Below are 16435 nucleotides of genomic sequence, written 5' to 3' on the forward strand. Positions count from 1 at the left end.
GATGGGCCGGAGGAATCCCCTTGTCAAGGCGACAACGCCGGTGCGGACACCGCGCGTGTCACGCTCCCGGCGGCCCATGACGGCGCGTCGGGTCGATCGCGGGGTCCGCCGCCCCGATTTCCTGAGCCGCGGATTGCGCTGCGGCAACGGCCGCAGCGACTTCGGGCGTGGTCTTGGTCTCGAACCACCCGGCAACCTCCGCGGAGTCATCCTCGGGACGCTCGGTGGACTCATCGTCCGGGGACGGTTCGTAGCGGAACACGCCGTCAGATCCGGGGGCACCCAGCAACTTGGTGAACCCCTGTAACGCCGAACCGAAGTCACTGGGAATGAGCCACACCTTGTTGGCTTCACCCTGAGCCATCTTCGGTAGCGTCTGTAAATACTGGTAGGCCAACAACTCTGGAGTGGGCTTACCCGATTTCACTGCGGCAAAGACCTTTTCGATAGCCTTGGCCTGGCCCTGCGCCTGCAGATATTGGGCGGCACGCTCACCCTCGGCGCGCAGGATGCGGGACTGGCGTTCACCTTCGGCGGCCAGGATTGCCGACTGCCGCGAACCCTCGGCGGCGAGGATCTGTGCCTGCTTCTGCCCCTCGGCCGACAGGATCGCCGCCTGCCTGGCACCTTCGGCTGACAGGATCATGGCGCGCTTCTCACGGTCGGCCTTCATCTGCTTTTCCATGGATTCCTGCACCGAAGGCGGCGGATCGATCGATCGCAGCTCGACGCGCGCGACGCGCAGGCCCCAACGTCCAGTGGCCTCATCGAGCACGCCGCGCAACTGACCGTTGATCTGATCGCGTGACGTCAAGGTCTGCTCCAGCGTCATACCGCCGACCACATTGCGCAGCGTGGTGGTGGTGAGCTGTTCCACACCGACGATGTAGTTACTGATCTCGTACACCGCAGCTTGCGGATTGGTGACCTGGAAGTAGACGACGGTGTCGATATTCACCGTCAGGTTGTCCTCGGTGATCACCGGTTGGGGCGGGAAGGACACCACCCGTTCACGCAGATCAACCTTGGCCCGAATGCGGTCGACGAACGGCACCAGGATGGTCAACTGCCCGCTGACGGTCTTCGAATACCGTCCCAGGCGCTCGATCACCGCGGCCTCCGCCTGCGGGACGAGTGCCACCGACTTCAGCACGATGGTGACGCCCAGGATGATCAAGACGATCAGCACAAAGGCCCCGGCAGCTACTCCCATACCCGTACTCCTGTCACTGAGGTTATTGCGCTAAATCTTCTCGACAACCGCCGTCGCACCGTCGATCTGAACAACCGTCACCGTCTCACCCTGCTCGAATCGACCTGACTTCTCCAGGCTACGGGCAGACCACATCTCGCCGCCGAGCCGAACCAGCCCATGCAGGTCGTCGACCGGTTCAATCACAATGGCATTCTTGCCCTCCAACGCCCTGGCGTTGGTGTGCAGGATCGGGCCCGCCGTCAGTCGCTTGCGCAACGCCGGCCGCACACCGACCAGCAAAACGACCGCACTGATGACGAAGACCAGCCCCTCGGCCCACAGCGGCATGTCGAACACCCACCCGGCACCGGCCGTGACCAGGGCCGAACCGCCCAGCATCAACAGGAACATGTCACCTGTCATCAGCTCGGCGGCCGCGAGCAGGATGCCTGCGACGAGCCACACAATCGGCATAGGTCCACATTAGACCGCGTGGGCAACTGGTGGGGGCGGATACCGAGCCTTAGACTGCGAGCACTATGGCGAATCCGAGTGTGTCCCTGGCGGTGTGGGCAAGCGCGTGGCTGGCGGGCCGCGCGTCGCCGGACGACGTCATCGACGCCCTCATCGCTTGGGCGCCAAGGCATTTGGTTACCGCATACGACGCCGTCGCCGCCGGCCACACGGGACTCTCGTGGCCAGATATGGACGACAACGGCCCCATCGGCCTACTTCAGACGGTCCGTACTGCAACCGGCCAGCCACACGGTTCGCCCGATATCCACGTGATTCTGCCCGCACCCGGCGACCCGCGGGGCCTGCCCGCCAATACCCAGTTTCAGCGTGACGCGATGGAAGCCAGCGAGGCGATTGTGCTCAGCGATCGCCAAAATAACTCCACCGCAATAGGATTGGTTCCCGCAGTGGAGTACGACGAGGACCGCGGCGAGACCACCGGTCTGTCCTGGACTGTGTACTCGCTTCCTGGCCGGATCCCCGCGCAAGCGGTACCCGACCTCGGAGAAGCCGAATATCAACTACGCCAGGCGGTCCGAACGGCCACGGCGACACTCAACCGCGTAGACCGGGTTGTGGGCCCCACGGATGCCGACCCTCGCGCCCTGGTCGAAGACGTGCTCGCGACGCTACGTGGGCACCGCCTGCCGGACTATGCGCCACACCGGGCGGTCCGCGTGCTCGATTCGGCCAACCAGGTTGAGGCCATTGCCACGGCCGCGGCGGAGATCATGGAATCACCCGGGGCGCTCGACGACGGAACGGTTGCCGACGCGCTACGGCCTCTCGTCATTCTGGTGCGCGAGGCGCGGATGGCTGCCGCGGCCGCCGTCATCGCCGCCGCACCCTAGACCTCCAGCCGGCCGCAGCACAGGGGTGAACACGGGGCGCCGTTCACGCTGAACCCGTATCCGGGGACCGGGTTCTCTCCCCTTGCACGCAGCGCGGACTGCCCATCTGCAATCTCTGCGATCAAGTCCACCGCGATCCGCGCGAATCGCTCGTCGGCCCCCGGCGTCGCCGCCCGCGCGAGCTCGATGTCGTGTGCGACCGCATACTCATGCGCCTCGTTGTCCAAGTCCCACACCACCTCCAGGTGGTCCGACACAAACCCGATCGGCGCCACAACCACCGATCGGATTCCTCGCTCTTTGAGTGCCGCAAGATGATCAACGATGTCCGGCTCCAGCCAGGGCACCTGAGGCGGGCCCGAGCGGGACTGCCACACCACGTCGTAATCCTGGTACCCGGCCGCCTCGGCGACCAATTGCGCGAGGTAGCGCACCTGGCGGCTGTAGAGCTCGGGGCCGTGCCGCTGGTCGGCAGCTATCGGGATGGAATGCGCGGTGAACACCAGCCGCGGCGCACCCCGCATGCCCGAAACCGCGGCGGTGACCGCCTCGGCATACAGCTGCACCAATGCCGGGTGGTCGAAATACTGACGAAGCTTCACCAACTCGGGCGCCCCGTCCCCCACCGCGGCGCGGGCCCTGGCGATGTCCTCCACGTACTGTGTGCATCCCGAGTAGCCACCCCAGGCAGAGGTCGTGAAGACGGCGGCCCGCCGAATCCCTTTGTCGCGCATGTCGGCAACGGTTTCTTCCACCATGGGGTGCCAATTGCGGTTACCGAAGAACACCGGCAGGGGGCGCCCGGCCAGTTCTAATTGGCGCGAGATCTCATCGATCAGCGCTCGATTGATGCCGTTGATCGGAGAGACGCCGCCAAAATGGAAGTAGTGCTCGGCCACCTCGTCGAGACGTTCTGGCGGAATGCCACGGCCTCGCGTGACGTTCTCCAGGAACGGCCGAACCTCCTGCGGCCCCTCGGGACCACCGAAGGACAACAGGAGGACAGCGTCGAATAACATAGCCGATATCCGCAGGTCAGAGCAGCTGGGTGTGCGCGCCGCCGTCGGCGAAGATGATGTCGCCGGTGGTGGCGGGCAGCCAATCCGACAGCAGGGCACACACGGTCTTGGCGACCGGTGTCGGGTCCTTCATGTCCCAGCCGATCGGGGCACGCTGGTCCCAGCCCTCCTCAAGCACGCTCATCTGCTTGCCGGCCTCGTCGCCCAGCGCACCGCCGACGATCGCACTCATGGCCAACGTCCGAATAGGACCGGCGGCAACAAGATTCGAACGAATACCGGCCGCACCCGCCTCGCGCGCGACGAACCGGTTGACCGATTCCAGCGCGCTCTTGGCCACGGTCATCCAGTTGTAGAACGGCATCGCGCGGGTCGGATCGAAGTCCATGCCCACGATGCTGCCGCCGCGGTTCATGATCGGCAGCACTGCCTTGGCCAACGACGCGTAGGAGAAGGCCGAGATGTGGAAGCCCTTGGACACGTCCTCGAACGGCGCCTCGAAGAACGGATTCAGCCCCATGCCGGTCTGCGGCATGAAACCGATGGAGTGCACCACGCCATCGAGCTTGTTGCCCTCGCCGATCACCTCGGTGACACGGTCGGCGAGGCTGTCCAGGTGCTTCTCGTCCTGCACATTGAGCTCCAGCAGCGGTGCCGGCTCTGGCAGGCGCTGAGTGATGCGTTCAATGAGGCGCAACCGGTCGAACCCGGTGAGTACCAGCTGTGCACCCTGTTCCTGCGCGACCTTTGCGATGTGGAATGCGATCGACGAATCGGTGATGATGCCCGTCACCAGGATCCGCTTGCCCTCAAGTAGCCCTGCCACGATTCTCCTTAGTTGTGTTCTCGCTCGTCTTACTGCTCGTCGCGCACGCGGCGCATCGCCGCGGAGTTCCGCTACCTAGTGGCCCATGCCCATGCCGCCATCAACCGGGATGACCGCACCGGAGATGTAACTGGCGTCTTCGGACGCCAGGAAGCTGACGACCCCGGCAACCTCAGCTGCGGTTCCCACCCGCTTCGCCGGAATGAATTCCAGTGCGCCCTCCTGGACCCTCTCATCGAGCGCGCGGGTCATCTCGGTGTCGATGAAACCAGGCGCGACCACGTTGGCGGTGACGCCCGCCTTGGAGAGCTCGCGCGCGATCGAGCGTGCCAGGCCGATGACACCGGCCTTGGAGGCCGCATAGTTGGCCTGGTTGCCGATTCCCCAGGTACCCGAGACCGAACCGATGAAGATCATCCGGCCGAAGCGCTTCCGCTGCATAGTGCGTGAGGCCCGCTGAGCCACCCGGAACGCCCCGGTCAGGTTCGCGTTGATGACTTGCTCAAACTTCTCCTCGGTCATGCGCATCAGGAATGCGTCCTGTGCGATGCCGGCATTGGATACCAACACCTCGACGGCGCCCTGGTGCTCCTCGACCTCTTTGAAGGCCCGGTCGACGGCATCGTTGTCGGTGACATCGCACTCCACGCCGAACAAGCCCTCCGGCACACCGGATCCGCGGTGGGTCACCGCCACCTTGTGCCCGTCAGCGGCAAGACGTTGCGCGATCGCCAGGCCGATACCCCGGTTGCCACCGGTGACCAGAACAGAACGAGAGACAAAGTCGGGACGGGCGGCGCTAGCGCCGAGAGCATCAGACATGGGACTCAATTTATCGTCTTCTTAGACTTTGGCCTAACCGACGGGCCCAACCGAACCCGCGAGCGGACACCGAATCAGTTAGGGAGACGCCGGTTGATCACTAGCCCGACGAACGCCGCCGCAAGCACCAAGAGCGCACCTAGACGCAGCCATCCGACGCTGGCATCGCCGCGGATCGTCTCGTACCCAATCTGCTGCTGCAGGTTGGCGTACACCTCCTTGAGCTGGCCGAGCGTGGACGCCGTGTAGGTTTCCCCACCCGACAGCTTGGCCACCTTCTCCATCATGTCGGGGGCATACGGGACGTTCTGGCGCTGCCCATTGATCTCGACATACCCGTCCTTGGTGCCGAACGCGATCGTCGAAATCGGCACCTGCTGGTCCTTGGCGGTACGTGCCGCGGTGTAGGCACCCTTGGGATTATCAGGGTTCGACGGCACCGTTTCCTTACCGTCGGACATCAACACGATGCGCGCCGGAGGTGCCTTGTCACCGCCGCCGATGACCGCACCCACCGTGGCGATGGCCTGCAGCGCCGTGAAGATGCCCTCACCGGTGGCAGTGCGATCCGCGAGCTGCAGGTTATCCAGGGCGTTCACGGTGGCGTCCCGGTTGGTGGTGGGTGAGACAAGCACTGTCGCGGTACCGGCGTAGGCAATGAGGCCCAGGTTGATACCCGGAGTGAGATTGCGGGCGAATTCCTTACCGGCTTCCTTCGCAGCACCCAGGCGACTGGGAGCGACGTCGGTCGACTCCATGGACCGCGAGACGTCGATGACGAGCATCACCACAGCGCGATTACGCGGAATCCTCACGTCATGACTCGGGCCGGCCAGCGCGATGGTCAGCACCAGCAGGCCGACCACCAGCAGCGCTGTCGCCGCGTGCCGCCAGGCACGAGGCCGAGTCGGGGCCACCGAGTCCAATAGCTCGGTGTTCGCGAACCGCAGCACGCGTTTCTCGCGCAGGTACTGCGCAAACACATACAGCCCGACCAGCGCTGCCACCAGTAGCAGCACCAGGAAGAACCACGGGTGGGTGAAGCCCGTGAGAGTCATCGGCCCGAAGAACGGCAGATCGCTCATCGAGCCCCCGTCCCGGCCACCGCGCCACGGCGCTGTTGGGAGACAAATCTCACGATGTCGTTGATCCAGTCACGGTCGGTCCGCAGGCTCAAAAGCGGTGCACCGCAACGACGCAATGTGCGTGCCACCTCTTCATGATGCCTGGCCGCTGCCTGTGCGAAGTCCCGGCGAAGATTCTCATCGATCCGGTACTCCTTGGTGACTCCGGTCTCGGCGTCCTGCAACAGCACTTCGCCGATGTCGGGGAGTTCCATGTCGCGGGGATCGAGCACCTCGATGCCCAGCACCTCATGGCGGGCACCGATGGCGCGCAGTGGCCGCATCCAGTTGATGGGGCCGAGGAAGTCGCTGATGACGACGGCCATGCCACGGCGACGCTCCGGCCGTCGCAATGCGTCAATCGCCAGCGACAGGTCGCCCCGGACACCCAGTGGCGCCTTGGGCATGGTGGCGATGCTGCGCAGGATGTCCTGCTCGTGGGCGCGCCCGGAACGCGCCGGCAGCCGAACGATCTTGTCCCCATTGGCAATCAGTGCGCCGAGCCGGTTTCCGCCACCGCTGTTGAGGAAGATGATGGCCGCCGCCGCCGCGACCGCGAGGTCGCGCTTCTCGCAGTTAGTCGTCCCGAAATCCAGGCTCGCCGACATGTCAACCACCAGCCACGTCTCCAACTCGCGGTCCGCGATCATCTGGCGGACGTGCGGATGGGTCGTGCGCGCGGTCACCGACCAATCCATCCGGCGCACATCGTCGCCGGGCTGGTACATACGCGACTCCCCCGGCTCCGATCCCGGGCCGGGAATCAGGCCGAGGTGGTTACCGTGCAGCACCCCGTCGAGCTTGCGACGGATCTTCAGTTCCAACGTCCGCAGCGCCGCCGACAACTGCGGATCACGGATCTCGCCCCGACGCAAGGACGGGATGTCTACCGGCCGGGCGTTGCCCGGACTGGGTGTGCTCACCTGGGCGCGGCGTTATGGGTGGCCGGGACCGGGCCGTTTGTCCCCACCATCGCCGACTGCACCGAATGTCCTTGTTGTGGAACGGCATTCACCTGCGGCAGGCCAACCGTCTGCAGAATCCGGTTGATCGCGGTGTCGGCGGAGACCTCGTCGGCCAGAGCGTCGTAGCTCATCACCAGGCGGTGGCGCAGCACATCCGGGATGACCTCGATGACGTCCTGTGGGATCACGTAATCGCGGCCCCGCACCAAAGCCAGCGCCCTGGATGCCGCGATGATGCCCAGCGAGGCACGGGGGCTGGCGCCGTAGGAGATCCAGTTGGCGACATCGCCGAGCCCGAACTGCGCGGGATTGCGGGTGGCCGAGATGACCCGGACCACATAGTCGACCAGGGCGTGGTGCACGAAGTTGTTGGCCGCGAGGTCCTGCAGGCGCAGCAGCGCCTCAGCGGACAGGATCTGCTTGGGCTCCGGCGGCGTGACACCCATCCGGTAGATGATCTCGCGCTCTTCCTCCACGGTCGGGTAGTCGACGTTGATCTTGAAGAGGAAACGGTCGCGCTGAGCCTCAGGCAGCGGGTACACGCCCTCGTTCTCGATGGGGTTCTGCGTGGCCATCACCAGGAAGGGCTTGGGCATCGGATAGGTCTTGCCACCGATAGAGACATGCCGTTCGGCCATGACCTCGAGCAGTGCCGACTGCACCTTGGCGGGCGCACGGTTGATCTCGTCGGCCAGCAGGAAGTTGGCCACCACCGGACCGAGCTCGGTATCGAACTCTTCCTTGCCCTGGCGGTAGATGCGGGTACCGATGATGTCGGTGGGCACCAGGTCCGGCGTGAACTGGACACGAGAGAACGAGCCGCCCACCACCTTGGCGAAGGTCTCGACCGCCAGTGTCTTGGCAACGCCGGGCACACCCTCGAGCAACACGTGGCCCTTGGCGAGCAGGCCGACCAGAATTCGCTCGACAAGTCGGTCCTGACCCACGATGACGCGCTTGACCTCAAAGATGGCGCGCTCAAGGTTCTGCACCTCGGCGGCCAGGGCCGGTGATGTCGGACCCTGCGGGGCGTGCGGCGCGGGACCGGCGCTTCCGCCGGGGTACCCGGCACCTCCCCCTGGTGACCCTGGTGATGACATCAACTTCCCTCCGGCTCTGCCTGACGATTCCGTGCTATTTCGGTGGCTTCTTGGTGGCCATGTGCATATCAGCGGCACCCAATCCTGGGCGGCGCCTCCGGTCCACTATTCCAGCATCCCGGGATTTGGTCCACGTACCCGTTCGCTGGCGCGCCGTTCTAGCTCACCTGAAGGATCAGAAGAGCTACCACGCGATGATGCGTACGGCATAAGGAGTCATGCCTCCGGTGCGCACCGGAGACACGGTCACCTTCTCCGCGCTGCCGCTGGCTTCCAGCATCTGACCGTTGCCGAGGTAGATAACCACGTGCTGAGAACCACCCGGGCCGTAGAACAGCAGATCGCCGCGCTTTGCCTGTGAGACGGGAATCTTCTGGCCCGCGTTGTACTGATCGCCCGAGTATTTGGGCAGCTTCACGCCCGCTGCCGCGTAGGAGAACATGGTGAAGCCGGAGCAGTCGTAGCCCACCTTGCCGGCGTCGTAGTCCACGCCGCCGCTGGGCCCGCGCACGGTACCGCCACCCCACGAGTACGGAACACCCAGCTGAGTGCCACCGCGCTGAATCACTGCTTCCACTGCCTGACGGCCGTACACGAGTGGACGTCCGGCTCCCGCGGACGCGCGGTTGCCGCCGATGCCCAACGCACCCAGCGCGGTCTGTCCGACCCCCATCACCCCGTTCATGATCTTCGTAGGGTCGGCGCCCTGACTCGGCCCCGCGAAGGGCAACGTGTTGTCCCAGTCGCCGCCCGACGGGTTCAGCCCGAGGGCGTTGAGAAAGGCCGTACCAACATTCGGGCTGATCGGGTTGTCATCGGCTGAGGCCCGCGGGACACCCATGAACAGCACCAGCGCGACAGCGATCCCCCCTGCGAGGGCCGCACGTAAGACGAAGAGGCCCTGAACTTTGAGTAATTTGGTCGTTTTCGCTGTGTTCACAGGTTCTACCACTCAATCAATCGGGTTACGAAGGGCGTCATGCCGCTGGTCCGCACCGGCGACACCTTGACCACATCGCCGGTGTTCGGCGCTTCGAGCATCTGACCGTTGCCGAGGTACAACGCAACGTGCTGACTTGCGTTGGGGCCGTAGAAAATCATGTCTCCGCGCTTCATCTGCGCACTAGGCACCTTGCGCCCGGAGTTGTACTGATACCCGGTGTAGTGCCTGAGTCTGATGCCGACCGCGGCGAAGCCGTACATCATCAGTCCTGAGCAGTCGTAACCGACAGTTCCTGCACCGGAATCGATTCCGCGGGTCGGGCCGTTGTAGGAGCCACCGCCCCACGAGTACGGCGTGCCCATCGCGCTGCCCGCGCGGGCAATCACCCGCTCCACGTTTTCCCGGCCGTAGACCTTGGGAATGTACTCGCCGCCCGAGGTAGAAGACGCCGCCGGTGCGGGCTTGGGGCAGAACATGCCGATGACACCGCATACGGCGGACTGACCGACATTGGCCGCGGTGTTGCCAATGCCCAACACCATGTTGATGGTCTGTGTCGGATCAGTAGGCACGTTGGCGCTGGCGATCATCGGAAGCGTCGTATCCCACTGACTAGCCGAGCCGGCCGCAGCCACAGCCGCCGGAGCCGATGTCCACTCATTGCCGTTACCGGCGATGGCCGCACTCGGATCGATCACCCGAGCACTCGCAGTGGAGGTCGCGAAGGCCGGCCCACGGGCGGCGGCTAGCTGCGCCTCGGCGCTCTTCTTCTTGGCCGCCAACTCCGACGCGGTTCCGCGCTGCGCTTCGAGCTTCTTCTGTACATCCTTCATCGCCGACACCAGGTCGTCCTGCTGCTTCTGTGCGTCAGCGGCGGCCTGGTCGGCCTTCTCCTGGATAGCCCGCGCCTGCGATTCCTTGTTGACCTGCTCGGTACGTGCGCGGCGCAGGTTGTCCATGACGGTCTGCGAACTCGCCTCGACACTCTTGGTCACCGAGGCCAGGCGCACCACATCGTCGGGGTTCGTGGCGGTCAGGTACGAACCCGAGGGGCCCGCCATGTAGGTGGCCGCGGCCATCCGGTCGAACTTGCCCTGCGCTTCGGCGATCGCGCCGTTGGCGGTGTCGACGGCCTGCTGACCCTCGGCGACCGCCTGGGCTGCTCCGGCCGCGTGGTCACGCGCGTCCTGAAGATCGACCAATCCCTTGTTGATGGACTCCTGTTGGGTCTGCACCTCGGCGGTGAGCTGTTCGATCTGCTGGTTGGTGTCGGCCAGTTGACTGATCAGTGAGGCCATGTCATTCGGCTCGGCGGACGTGACGGCGAGGGTGTTGGGCCACATCATCAGACTGGCGGCCATCAGCGAGGGCACGACCAGGGCGACTGCCACGGTCCGTTTGCCACGCACCGCGAAACGGTCCGCGAAATTCTGCGGGACTTTCCGTTTCATTCGGCCTGCCGTCTCCTCGATCTTCGGCGCTCGGTGAGCCTTCTCGGTCATAGCGGCCCTTCCCCGACACGCTCCCAGTTGTCACATAAGACGCACTAACCACTTTGGCGCCACTTGCACCGTACGTCACTTTGACAACTAATGAAACTTTAGTCACAAATTACATATGTGTAATTAATTGGCCACTGACAGGCAATTGAAGAGAGACCTTCGGGCGGTTAATTGACCTGAATTGAATACCGGCAGATCATCCGGGTTCCATAGTGCGCGCGGCTATTTCGTGGCGAAACAGGCTGCGCGAATGGTTTGCAAATCGTTACTTAACCGAGTCATTCGCGAATCGACCGCGTACGAGCGTAATTCCAGCGCAGACCGCCGCCACGAACAGGACAAGCACAATGGTCAGCGCGGTCCACGAGAAGTGCTCACGCCCGAGCTCGTCCACGAAGTTGTTGGCGGAGAGCACCGGATTGCCGGTCTTGGCGACATCCTGCCCAGCCTCCAACGTCACCCTGTCGAACTTCGCACTGTAGGTACCGGCGTACGACGGGCTGATGACGAGGATCGTCGCGTCCGGATGGTCCTTGCCGATCTCGGTGGCGATGTCGCGCAGCGGAGTGTCGATCCAGGGATTACCGGGAAGCGCGACGACCTTCAGATCGATGTTCTTCGCATGCGCCTTCGCGATGACATTCTTCAATCCGGGGACATCCGCAGCGGGGGCGGCCACCCCGCCTTCGTTCACATCGATGCGTGCCATCTCCAGGCATGTGGCCGACCAGCCCATCGGATCTGCACCCGCGGTCTGGACGGACACGCCCACCGCCTGGCAGAGCTCGGCGGGGATGATGGTCGGCAAGTGCTGCGGCGTCACGCGATCAATCTAACCCCCGCCACGAGCGGCACTGCGCGCACAGACACGCGCATTTGGCGTGCATATCGACGCCCACCGCGACGGTGACGGGTGCGGGGGTGAGAACGGGGTGTGAAATTTGGGCATCCCCCTTATTACGGGACAAGCGTACTGTTAGACTGACGGTGGAAGGCGGCCGTCTGCGGTGGCGCCTCCGGAACCCCGCCTGGCACAGCCCGCCGGCGGGTGGCCTTCGAGCGAGCTTTGGAGCTGATGTGACTAGCAACGAATCGGTGAATTCCTTCGGCGCACGCGGCACTCTGCAGGTTGGTGACGAGTCGTACGAGATCTTCCGACTGAACGCCGTGCCCGGTACCGAGAAACTGCCTTACAGCCTGAAAGTGTTGGCGGAGAACCTGTTACGCACCGAGGACGGCGCGAACATCACCAAGGACCATGTCCTAGCGCTGGCCAACTGGGACCCCTCGGCGGAGCCGAGCGTGGAGATCCAGTTCACCCCGGCCCGGGTGGTCATGCAGGACTTCACCGGCGTGCCCTGTGTCGTCGACCTGGCCACCATGCGTGAGGCCGTCTCCGCACTCGGCGGTGACCCCGACAAGGTGAACCCGTTGTCCCCCGCCGAGATGGTCATCGACCACTCGGTGATCCTCGATGTCTTCGGCACTGCCGACGCCTTCGAACGCAATGTGGAGCTCGAGTACGAGCGCAATGCCGAGCGCTACCAGTTCTTGCGTTGGGGCCAAGGCGCTTTCGACGATTTCAAGGTCGTCCCCCCGGGCACCGGCATCGTGCACCAGGTCAACATCGAGTACCTGGCCCGGACCATCTTCACGAGGAACGGACAGGCCTACCCGGACACCTGTGTGGGGACCGACTCGCACACCACGATGGTCAACGGCCTCGGCGTCCTTGGCTGGGGTGTCGGCGGTATCGAGGCAGAGGCCGCCATGCTCGGCCAGCCGGTCTCGATGCTGATCCCGCGCGTCGTCGGCTTCAAGCTCACCGGTGAGATCCAGCCGGGCGTCACCGCCACCGACGTGGTGCTGACCGTCACCGACATGCTGCGCAAGCACGGTGTGGTGGGCAAGTTCGTCGAGTTCTACGGCAAGGGCGTGGCCGAGGTACCACTGGCCAACCGCGCCACACTGGGCAACATGAGCCCCGAATTCGGCTCTACCGCAGCGATCTTCCCGATCGACGACGAGACCATCAACTACCTGCGCCTGACCGGCCGCGACGATCAGCAGTTGGCGCTCGTCGAGGCGTATGCCAAGGAACAGGGCATGTGGCACGACGCCGACCACGAGCCCGCCTTCTCGGAGTACCTGGAACTCGACCTCTCCACCGTCGTGCCCTCCATCGCCGGGCCCAAGCGTCCGCAGGACCGCATCGAGTTGACCGATGCGAAGAACGCGTTCCGCAAGGACATCCACAACTACACCAACGATGCCGAGAGTGGCCCGGCCGCTGCCACGCCGCACACCCAACTCGACGAAGCGATCGAAGAATCCTTCCCCGCCTCCGATGTGGCGGTGCTGTCCTTCGCCGAAGATGACGCCGTCATCCCTTCCGCGGCCAACGGCGGCGAGGGCCGCCCGTCCAAACCGGTCAAGGTGACCTCTGCCGAGCGTGGAAACTTTGTTCTGGACCATGGCGCGGTGGTGGTCGCGGGCATCACCTCCTGCACCAACACCTCCAACCCGTCGGTGATGCTGGGTGCCGCCCTGCTGGCCAAGAAGGCCGTCGAGAAGGGGCTGACCACCAAGCCGTGGGTCAAAACGAACATGGCCCCCGGGTCGCAGGTCGTCACCGACTACTACAACAAGGCCGCACTGTGGCCATACCTCGAGAAGCTGGGCTACTACCTGGGCGGCTACGGCTGCACCACATGCATCGGCAACACCGGCCCGCTGCCCGACGAGATCTCCAAGGCCATCAACGACAACGACCTGTCGGTGACCGCGGTGCTCTCCGGTAACCGCAACTTCGAGGGCCGCATCTCCCCCGACGTCAAGATGAACTACCTGGCCTCCCCGCCTCTGGTCATCGCCTACGGCATCGCGGGCACCATGGACTTCGACTTCGACACCGACCCGCTCGGCCAGGACCACGACGGCAACGACGTGTTCCTCAAGGACATCTGGCCGACCGCCTTGGAAATCGAGGAGACCATCGCGTCGTCGATCAACCGCCAGATGTTCACCGACTCCTACGCCGACGTGTTCAAGGGCGACGAGCGCTGGCGCGGTCTGCCCACCCCCGAAGGCAACACCTTCGAGTGGGTCGACACGTCAACCTACGTGCGCAAGGCCCCGTACTTCGACGGGATGCCGCTGGAGCCCACGCCCGTCACCGACATCACGGGAGCACGGGTGCTCGCCCTGCTCGGCGACTCGGTGACCACCGACCACATCTCTCCCGCGGGTTCCATCAAGTCGGGCACCCCGGCCGCGCAGTACCTCGACGAGCATGGTGTGGACCGCAAGGACTACAACTCACTGGGTTCGCGCCGCGGTAACCACGAGGTGATGGTGCGTGGCACCTTCGCGAACATCCGCCTGCGCAATCAGCTGCTGGACGATGTCTCGGGCGGTTACACCCGCGACTTCACACAGGAGGGCGGCCCGCAGGCCTTCATCTACGACGCTTCGGTGAATTACCAGAAGGCCGGCATTCCGCTGGTCGTGCTGGGCGGTAAAGAATATGGGTCGGGCTCGTCCAGGGACTGGGCCGCCAAGGGCACCCGCCTGCTGGGGGTCAAGGCCGTCATCACCGAGTCCTTCGAGCGCATCCACCGGTCGAATCTGATTGGTATGGGCGTCATTCCGCTGCAGTTCCCGGCCGGAGAGTCGGCGGCCTCGCTCAAGCTCGATGGCACCGAGACCTACGACATCAGCGGTATCGAGAAGCTCAACGAGGGCTCGACACCGAAGACCGTGCACGTGACGGCGACCAAGCAAGACGGGTCTCGTACTGAGTTTGATGCGGTAGTCCGGATCGACACCCCCGGTGAAGCCGATTACTACCGCAACGGCGGCATCCTGCAGTACGTGCTGCGGAACATGCTGGCCGGCTAGAGACGGCTGACCAACAGTGCCGCGCGTTAGCGAGGATCACCTCGCGGCTCGTCGCCGCCAGATCCTCGATGGCGCGCGGCGCTGTTTTGCCGAGTACGGGTACGACGGCGCCACCGTGCGCCGCCTCGAGCACACCATCGGCATGTCGCGGGGAGCTATTTTCCATCACTTCCGCGATAAGGACACCTTGTTCTTCGCGTTGGCCCGCGAGGATGCCGAAAGGATGGCGAACGTCGCCAGCCGCGAGGGTCTGGTGCAGGTGATGCGCGACATGCTGGCCGATCCGGATCAATTCGATTGGCTGGCTACTCGTTTGGAGATCGCCCGCAAGCTACGCAATGATCCTGAATTCCGACGGGGCTGGAACCAGCGCTCCGAAGAGCTCAACACCGCCACCCTGGCACGGCTACAACGCCAGAAGAAGGCCGGCCGGTTGCGTGAGGACGTATCCAGCGAGGTGATCTTGGGCTATCTGGATCTGGTGCTCGATGGCCTGGTGGCACGCCTGGCCGCTGGCGAATCCACCGAAAGCCTCAGCCGCGTGTTGGATCTCGTCGAGGACTCGGTGCGCCGTGCCGATCACGCCTGACTCCAAGGATTGGACCTGGGTCCTCGAACGTCCGTGCGTTGAATGCGGATTTGATCCCACCGCAACGTCATTCGCGCGGATACCCGATATCGTGCGGGATAACCTGGGGGCCTGGCAGCCGGTGCTGGCCCACCCCGAGGCGCGGGTACGCCCGGACGAGCAGACCTGGTCGGCGCTGGAGTACGGAGCGCACGTCCGCGATGTGTTCCGCATCTTCCTGGCCCGGCTGCGGCTCATGCTCGCCGAGGACAACCCCATGTTCGAGAACTGGGACCAGGACAAGACGGCCGTCGGGGACCGGTATGCCGAGCAGGACCCGCAGGCCGTAGCCGCCGAACTCGCCGCGGCGGGTGAGGCCGTCGCGGCCGCCTTTGCCGATGTCCCCGAGTCGGCATTACAGCGACGCGGGAGACGAAGCAACGGTTCGATTTTCACGGTCGAGACATTGGGTCTGTACTTCGTGCACGACCCGGTACATCACCTACACGATGTTTCCCACCCGCCGACGGATTAGTGCGGGAAGTCGATGACGGCCCGTGCGGGTGTGTCGGCGACGTACACGACTGGGCATGTGGACGCCTGTGCCGCGACCTTCCACGCCATCACACCGTTCTTGTTTTTGAAGATGTCCGCGTCCTGAAGGAGACGAGCCGATTTGACCACCGGAGAGCCGGGAGGGGCTTCGAGGTCATTGGGTTGCGGAAATGACTTCACCTGCCGGTTCTCGGGACGGTCGACGGTCCCCATGATGGTGTCGTGTGCCGCCGCGCCGCGGAATGCCACCGCGTATCCCCCGTCGACCGGTGTGACCGAGAATGGTGGGGCCTGCCAATAGGTCACTGGCCCCACCGGCGGCGCCAGCTTGTCCGCTCCGAAGCTGAACGTCACCCTGTCGAGGTCATCGAGGGTTTCGATGCGCACATCGTGCAGGATATTGGCATAGTTCTCGGCGCCGCCGTCGGTCACTGTCGGGCACGCCGGTGCGGCCGCCGCCTGCGGGGCACCCACGAGCGGCCCGACGACCAGTACAAGCGGTACCAGGTATCGATACATGGTTAGCGAATGTACGGCCTCCGACGCCGA

Annotated in this window: 15 protein-coding genes and 1 pseudogene; 4 read left to right on the plus strand and 12 right to left on the minus strand. The window is 64.5% G+C overall.

The window, feature by feature from the left end:
* Window positions 1–58: 58 nt before the first annotated feature.
* Both B4383_RS11085 and B4383_RS11090 read right to left on the minus strand, forming a co-directional pair.
* Entirely contained in the window at window positions 59–1213 is a 1155-nt protein-coding gene (locus tag B4383_RS11085; protein ID WP_078288057.1) for an SPFH domain-containing protein, read from the minus strand.
* A gap of 30 nt (window positions 1214–1243) precedes the next feature.
* A complete protein-coding gene (locus B4383_RS11090; protein ID WP_078288056.1) occupies window positions 1244–1669 on the minus strand; it encodes an NfeD family protein in 426 nt (141 codons plus the stop codon).
* Window positions 1670–1734: 65 nt separating this feature from the next.
* Here B4383_RS11090 and B4383_RS11095 point away from each other — a divergent pair, with 65 nt between their 5' ends.
* Complete coding sequence (locus B4383_RS11095) at window positions 1735–2562, plus strand: hypothetical protein (protein WP_078288055.1); 828 nt, start codon at window positions 1735–1737, stop codon at window positions 2560–2562.
* On the opposite strand, the gene B4383_RS11100 is transcribed toward B4383_RS11095, so the two are convergent.
* The 9 genes from B4383_RS11100 to B4383_RS11140 all read right to left on the minus strand — a co-directional run bounded on the left by B4383_RS11100 (window position 2559) and on the right by B4383_RS11140 (window position 11686).
* Window positions 2559–3581 carry a ferrochelatase gene (locus tag B4383_RS11100; protein WP_078288054.1) on the minus strand — a complete coding sequence of 341 codons (1023 nt, stop codon included), beginning with the start codon at window positions 3579–3581 and terminating at the stop codon, window positions 2559–2561. The genes B4383_RS11095 and B4383_RS11100 overlap by 4 nt on opposite strands.
* 16 nt (window positions 3582–3597) lie before the next feature.
* Window positions 3598–4407, minus strand: a complete 810-nt coding sequence (inhA, locus tag B4383_RS11105; RefSeq protein WP_078288053.1) for an NADH-dependent enoyl-ACP reductase InhA — start codon at window positions 4405–4407, stop codon at window positions 3598–3600.
* A 75-nt stretch (window positions 4408–4482) separates the two neighbouring features.
* On the minus strand, window positions 4483–5229 hold the full coding sequence (gene fabG1 / locus B4383_RS11110) for a 3-oxoacyl-ACP reductase FabG1 (RefSeq protein ID WP_078288052.1): 747 nt from the start codon (window positions 5227–5229) through the stop codon (window positions 4483–4485).
* A 74-nt stretch (window positions 5230–5303) separates the two neighbouring features.
* The gene (locus B4383_RS11115; RefSeq protein ID WP_078288051.1) at window positions 5304–6314 is read right to left on the minus strand and encodes a VWA domain-containing protein; all 1011 of its coding nucleotides are present in this window, start codon (window positions 6312–6314) and stop codon (window positions 5304–5306) included.
* Window positions 6311–7276 (minus strand): DUF58 domain-containing protein, encoded by a 966-nt coding sequence (locus B4383_RS11120; RefSeq protein WP_078288050.1) that lies wholly within the window; start codon window positions 7274–7276, stop codon window positions 6311–6313. Before B4383_RS11120 ends, B4383_RS11115 begins: the two co-directional genes overlap by 4 nt.
* A complete protein-coding gene (locus tag B4383_RS11125) occupies window positions 7273–8421 on the minus strand; it encodes a MoxR family ATPase (protein ID WP_286143862.1) in 1149 nt (382 codons plus the stop codon). Before B4383_RS11125 ends, B4383_RS11120 begins: the two co-directional genes overlap by 4 nt.
* A 181-nt stretch (window positions 8422–8602) precedes the next feature.
* Window positions 8603–9259 carry an NlpC/P60 family protein gene (locus B4383_RS11130; RefSeq protein WP_286143867.1) on the minus strand — a complete coding sequence of 219 codons (657 nt, stop codon included), beginning with the start codon at window positions 9257–9259 and terminating at the stop codon, window positions 8603–8605.
* Window positions 9260–9363: 104 nt separating this feature from the next.
* Complete coding sequence (locus B4383_RS11135; RefSeq protein ID WP_078288237.1) at window positions 9364–10812, minus strand: NlpC/P60 family protein; 1449 nt, start codon at window positions 10810–10812, stop codon at window positions 9364–9366.
* A gap of 316 nt (window positions 10813–11128) precedes the next feature.
* A complete protein-coding gene (locus tag B4383_RS11140) occupies window positions 11129–11686 on the minus strand; it encodes a DUF6676 family protein (RefSeq protein ID WP_078288047.1) in 558 nt (185 codons plus the stop codon).
* Between the two features lie 272 nt (window positions 11687–11958).
* Here B4383_RS11140 and B4383_RS11145 point away from each other — a divergent pair, with 272 nt between their 5' ends.
* From B4383_RS11145 to B4383_RS11155, 3 genes are read left to right on the plus strand one after another with little or no spacing between them, the layout of a single operon-like run.
* Entirely contained in the window at window positions 11959–14763 is a 2805-nt protein-coding gene (locus B4383_RS11145) for an aconitate hydratase (protein ID WP_078288236.1), read from the plus strand.
* 16 nt (window positions 14764–14779) lie between these two features.
* A complete protein-coding gene (locus B4383_RS11150) occupies window positions 14780–15352 on the plus strand; it encodes a TetR/AcrR family transcriptional regulator (protein WP_078288046.1) in 573 nt (190 codons plus the stop codon).
* The gene (locus tag B4383_RS11155; protein WP_078288045.1) at window positions 15336–15866 is read left to right on the plus strand and encodes a DinB family protein; all 531 of its coding nucleotides are present in this window, start codon (window positions 15336–15338) and stop codon (window positions 15864–15866) included. Before B4383_RS11150 ends, B4383_RS11155 begins: the two co-directional genes overlap by 17 nt.
* On the opposite strand, the pseudogene B4383_RS11160 reads toward B4383_RS11155, so the two are convergent.
* Window positions 15863–16429, minus strand: a pseudogene (locus tag B4383_RS11160) (hypothetical protein); the annotation flags it as partial. The gene B4383_RS11155 and the pseudogene B4383_RS11160 sit on opposite strands and share 4 nt — an antisense overlap.
* Between the last annotated feature and the right edge of the window lie 6 nt (window positions 16430–16435).

This window comes from Mycobacterium sp. D16R24 (genome assembly GCF_002013385.1).
Classification (GTDB): Bacteria; Actinomycetota; Actinomycetes; order Mycobacteriales; family Mycobacteriaceae; genus Mycobacterium.

What these genes read in the sequence shown, in the direction of transcription:
- B4383_RS11130 (WP_286143867.1), bottom strand. Translation starts at nt 9,259, where the DNA reads ATGGGTGTCCCGCGGGCCTCAGCCGATGACAACCCGATCAGCCCGAAT.
- fabG1 (WP_078288052.1), bottom strand. Translation starts at nt 5,229, where the DNA reads ATGTCTGATGCTCTCGGCGCTAGCGCCGCCCGTCCCGACTTTGTCTCT.
- B4383_RS11100 (WP_078288054.1), bottom strand. Translation starts at nt 3,581, where the DNA reads ATGTTATTCGACGCTGTCCTCCTGTTGTCCTTCGGTGGTCCCGAGGGG.
- B4383_RS11095 (WP_078288055.1), top strand. Translation starts at nt 1,735, where the DNA reads ATGGCGAATCCGAGTGTGTCCCTGGCGGTGTGGGCAAGCGCGTGGCTG.
- B4383_RS11085 (WP_078288057.1), bottom strand. Translation starts at nt 1,213, where the DNA reads ATGGGAGTAGCTGCCGGGGCCTTTGTGCTGATCGTCTTGATCATCCTG.
- B4383_RS11090 (WP_078288056.1), bottom strand. Translation starts at nt 1,669, where the DNA reads ATGCCGATTGTGTGGCTCGTCGCAGGCATCCTGCTCGCGGCCGCCGAG.
- B4383_RS11135 (WP_078288237.1), bottom strand. Translation starts at nt 10,812, where the DNA reads ATGAAACGGAAAGTCCCGCAGAATTTCGCGGACCGTTTCGCGGTGCGT.
- B4383_RS11115 (WP_078288051.1), bottom strand. Translation starts at nt 6,314, where the DNA reads ATGAGCGATCTGCCGTTCTTCGGGCCGATGACTCTCACGGGCTTCACC.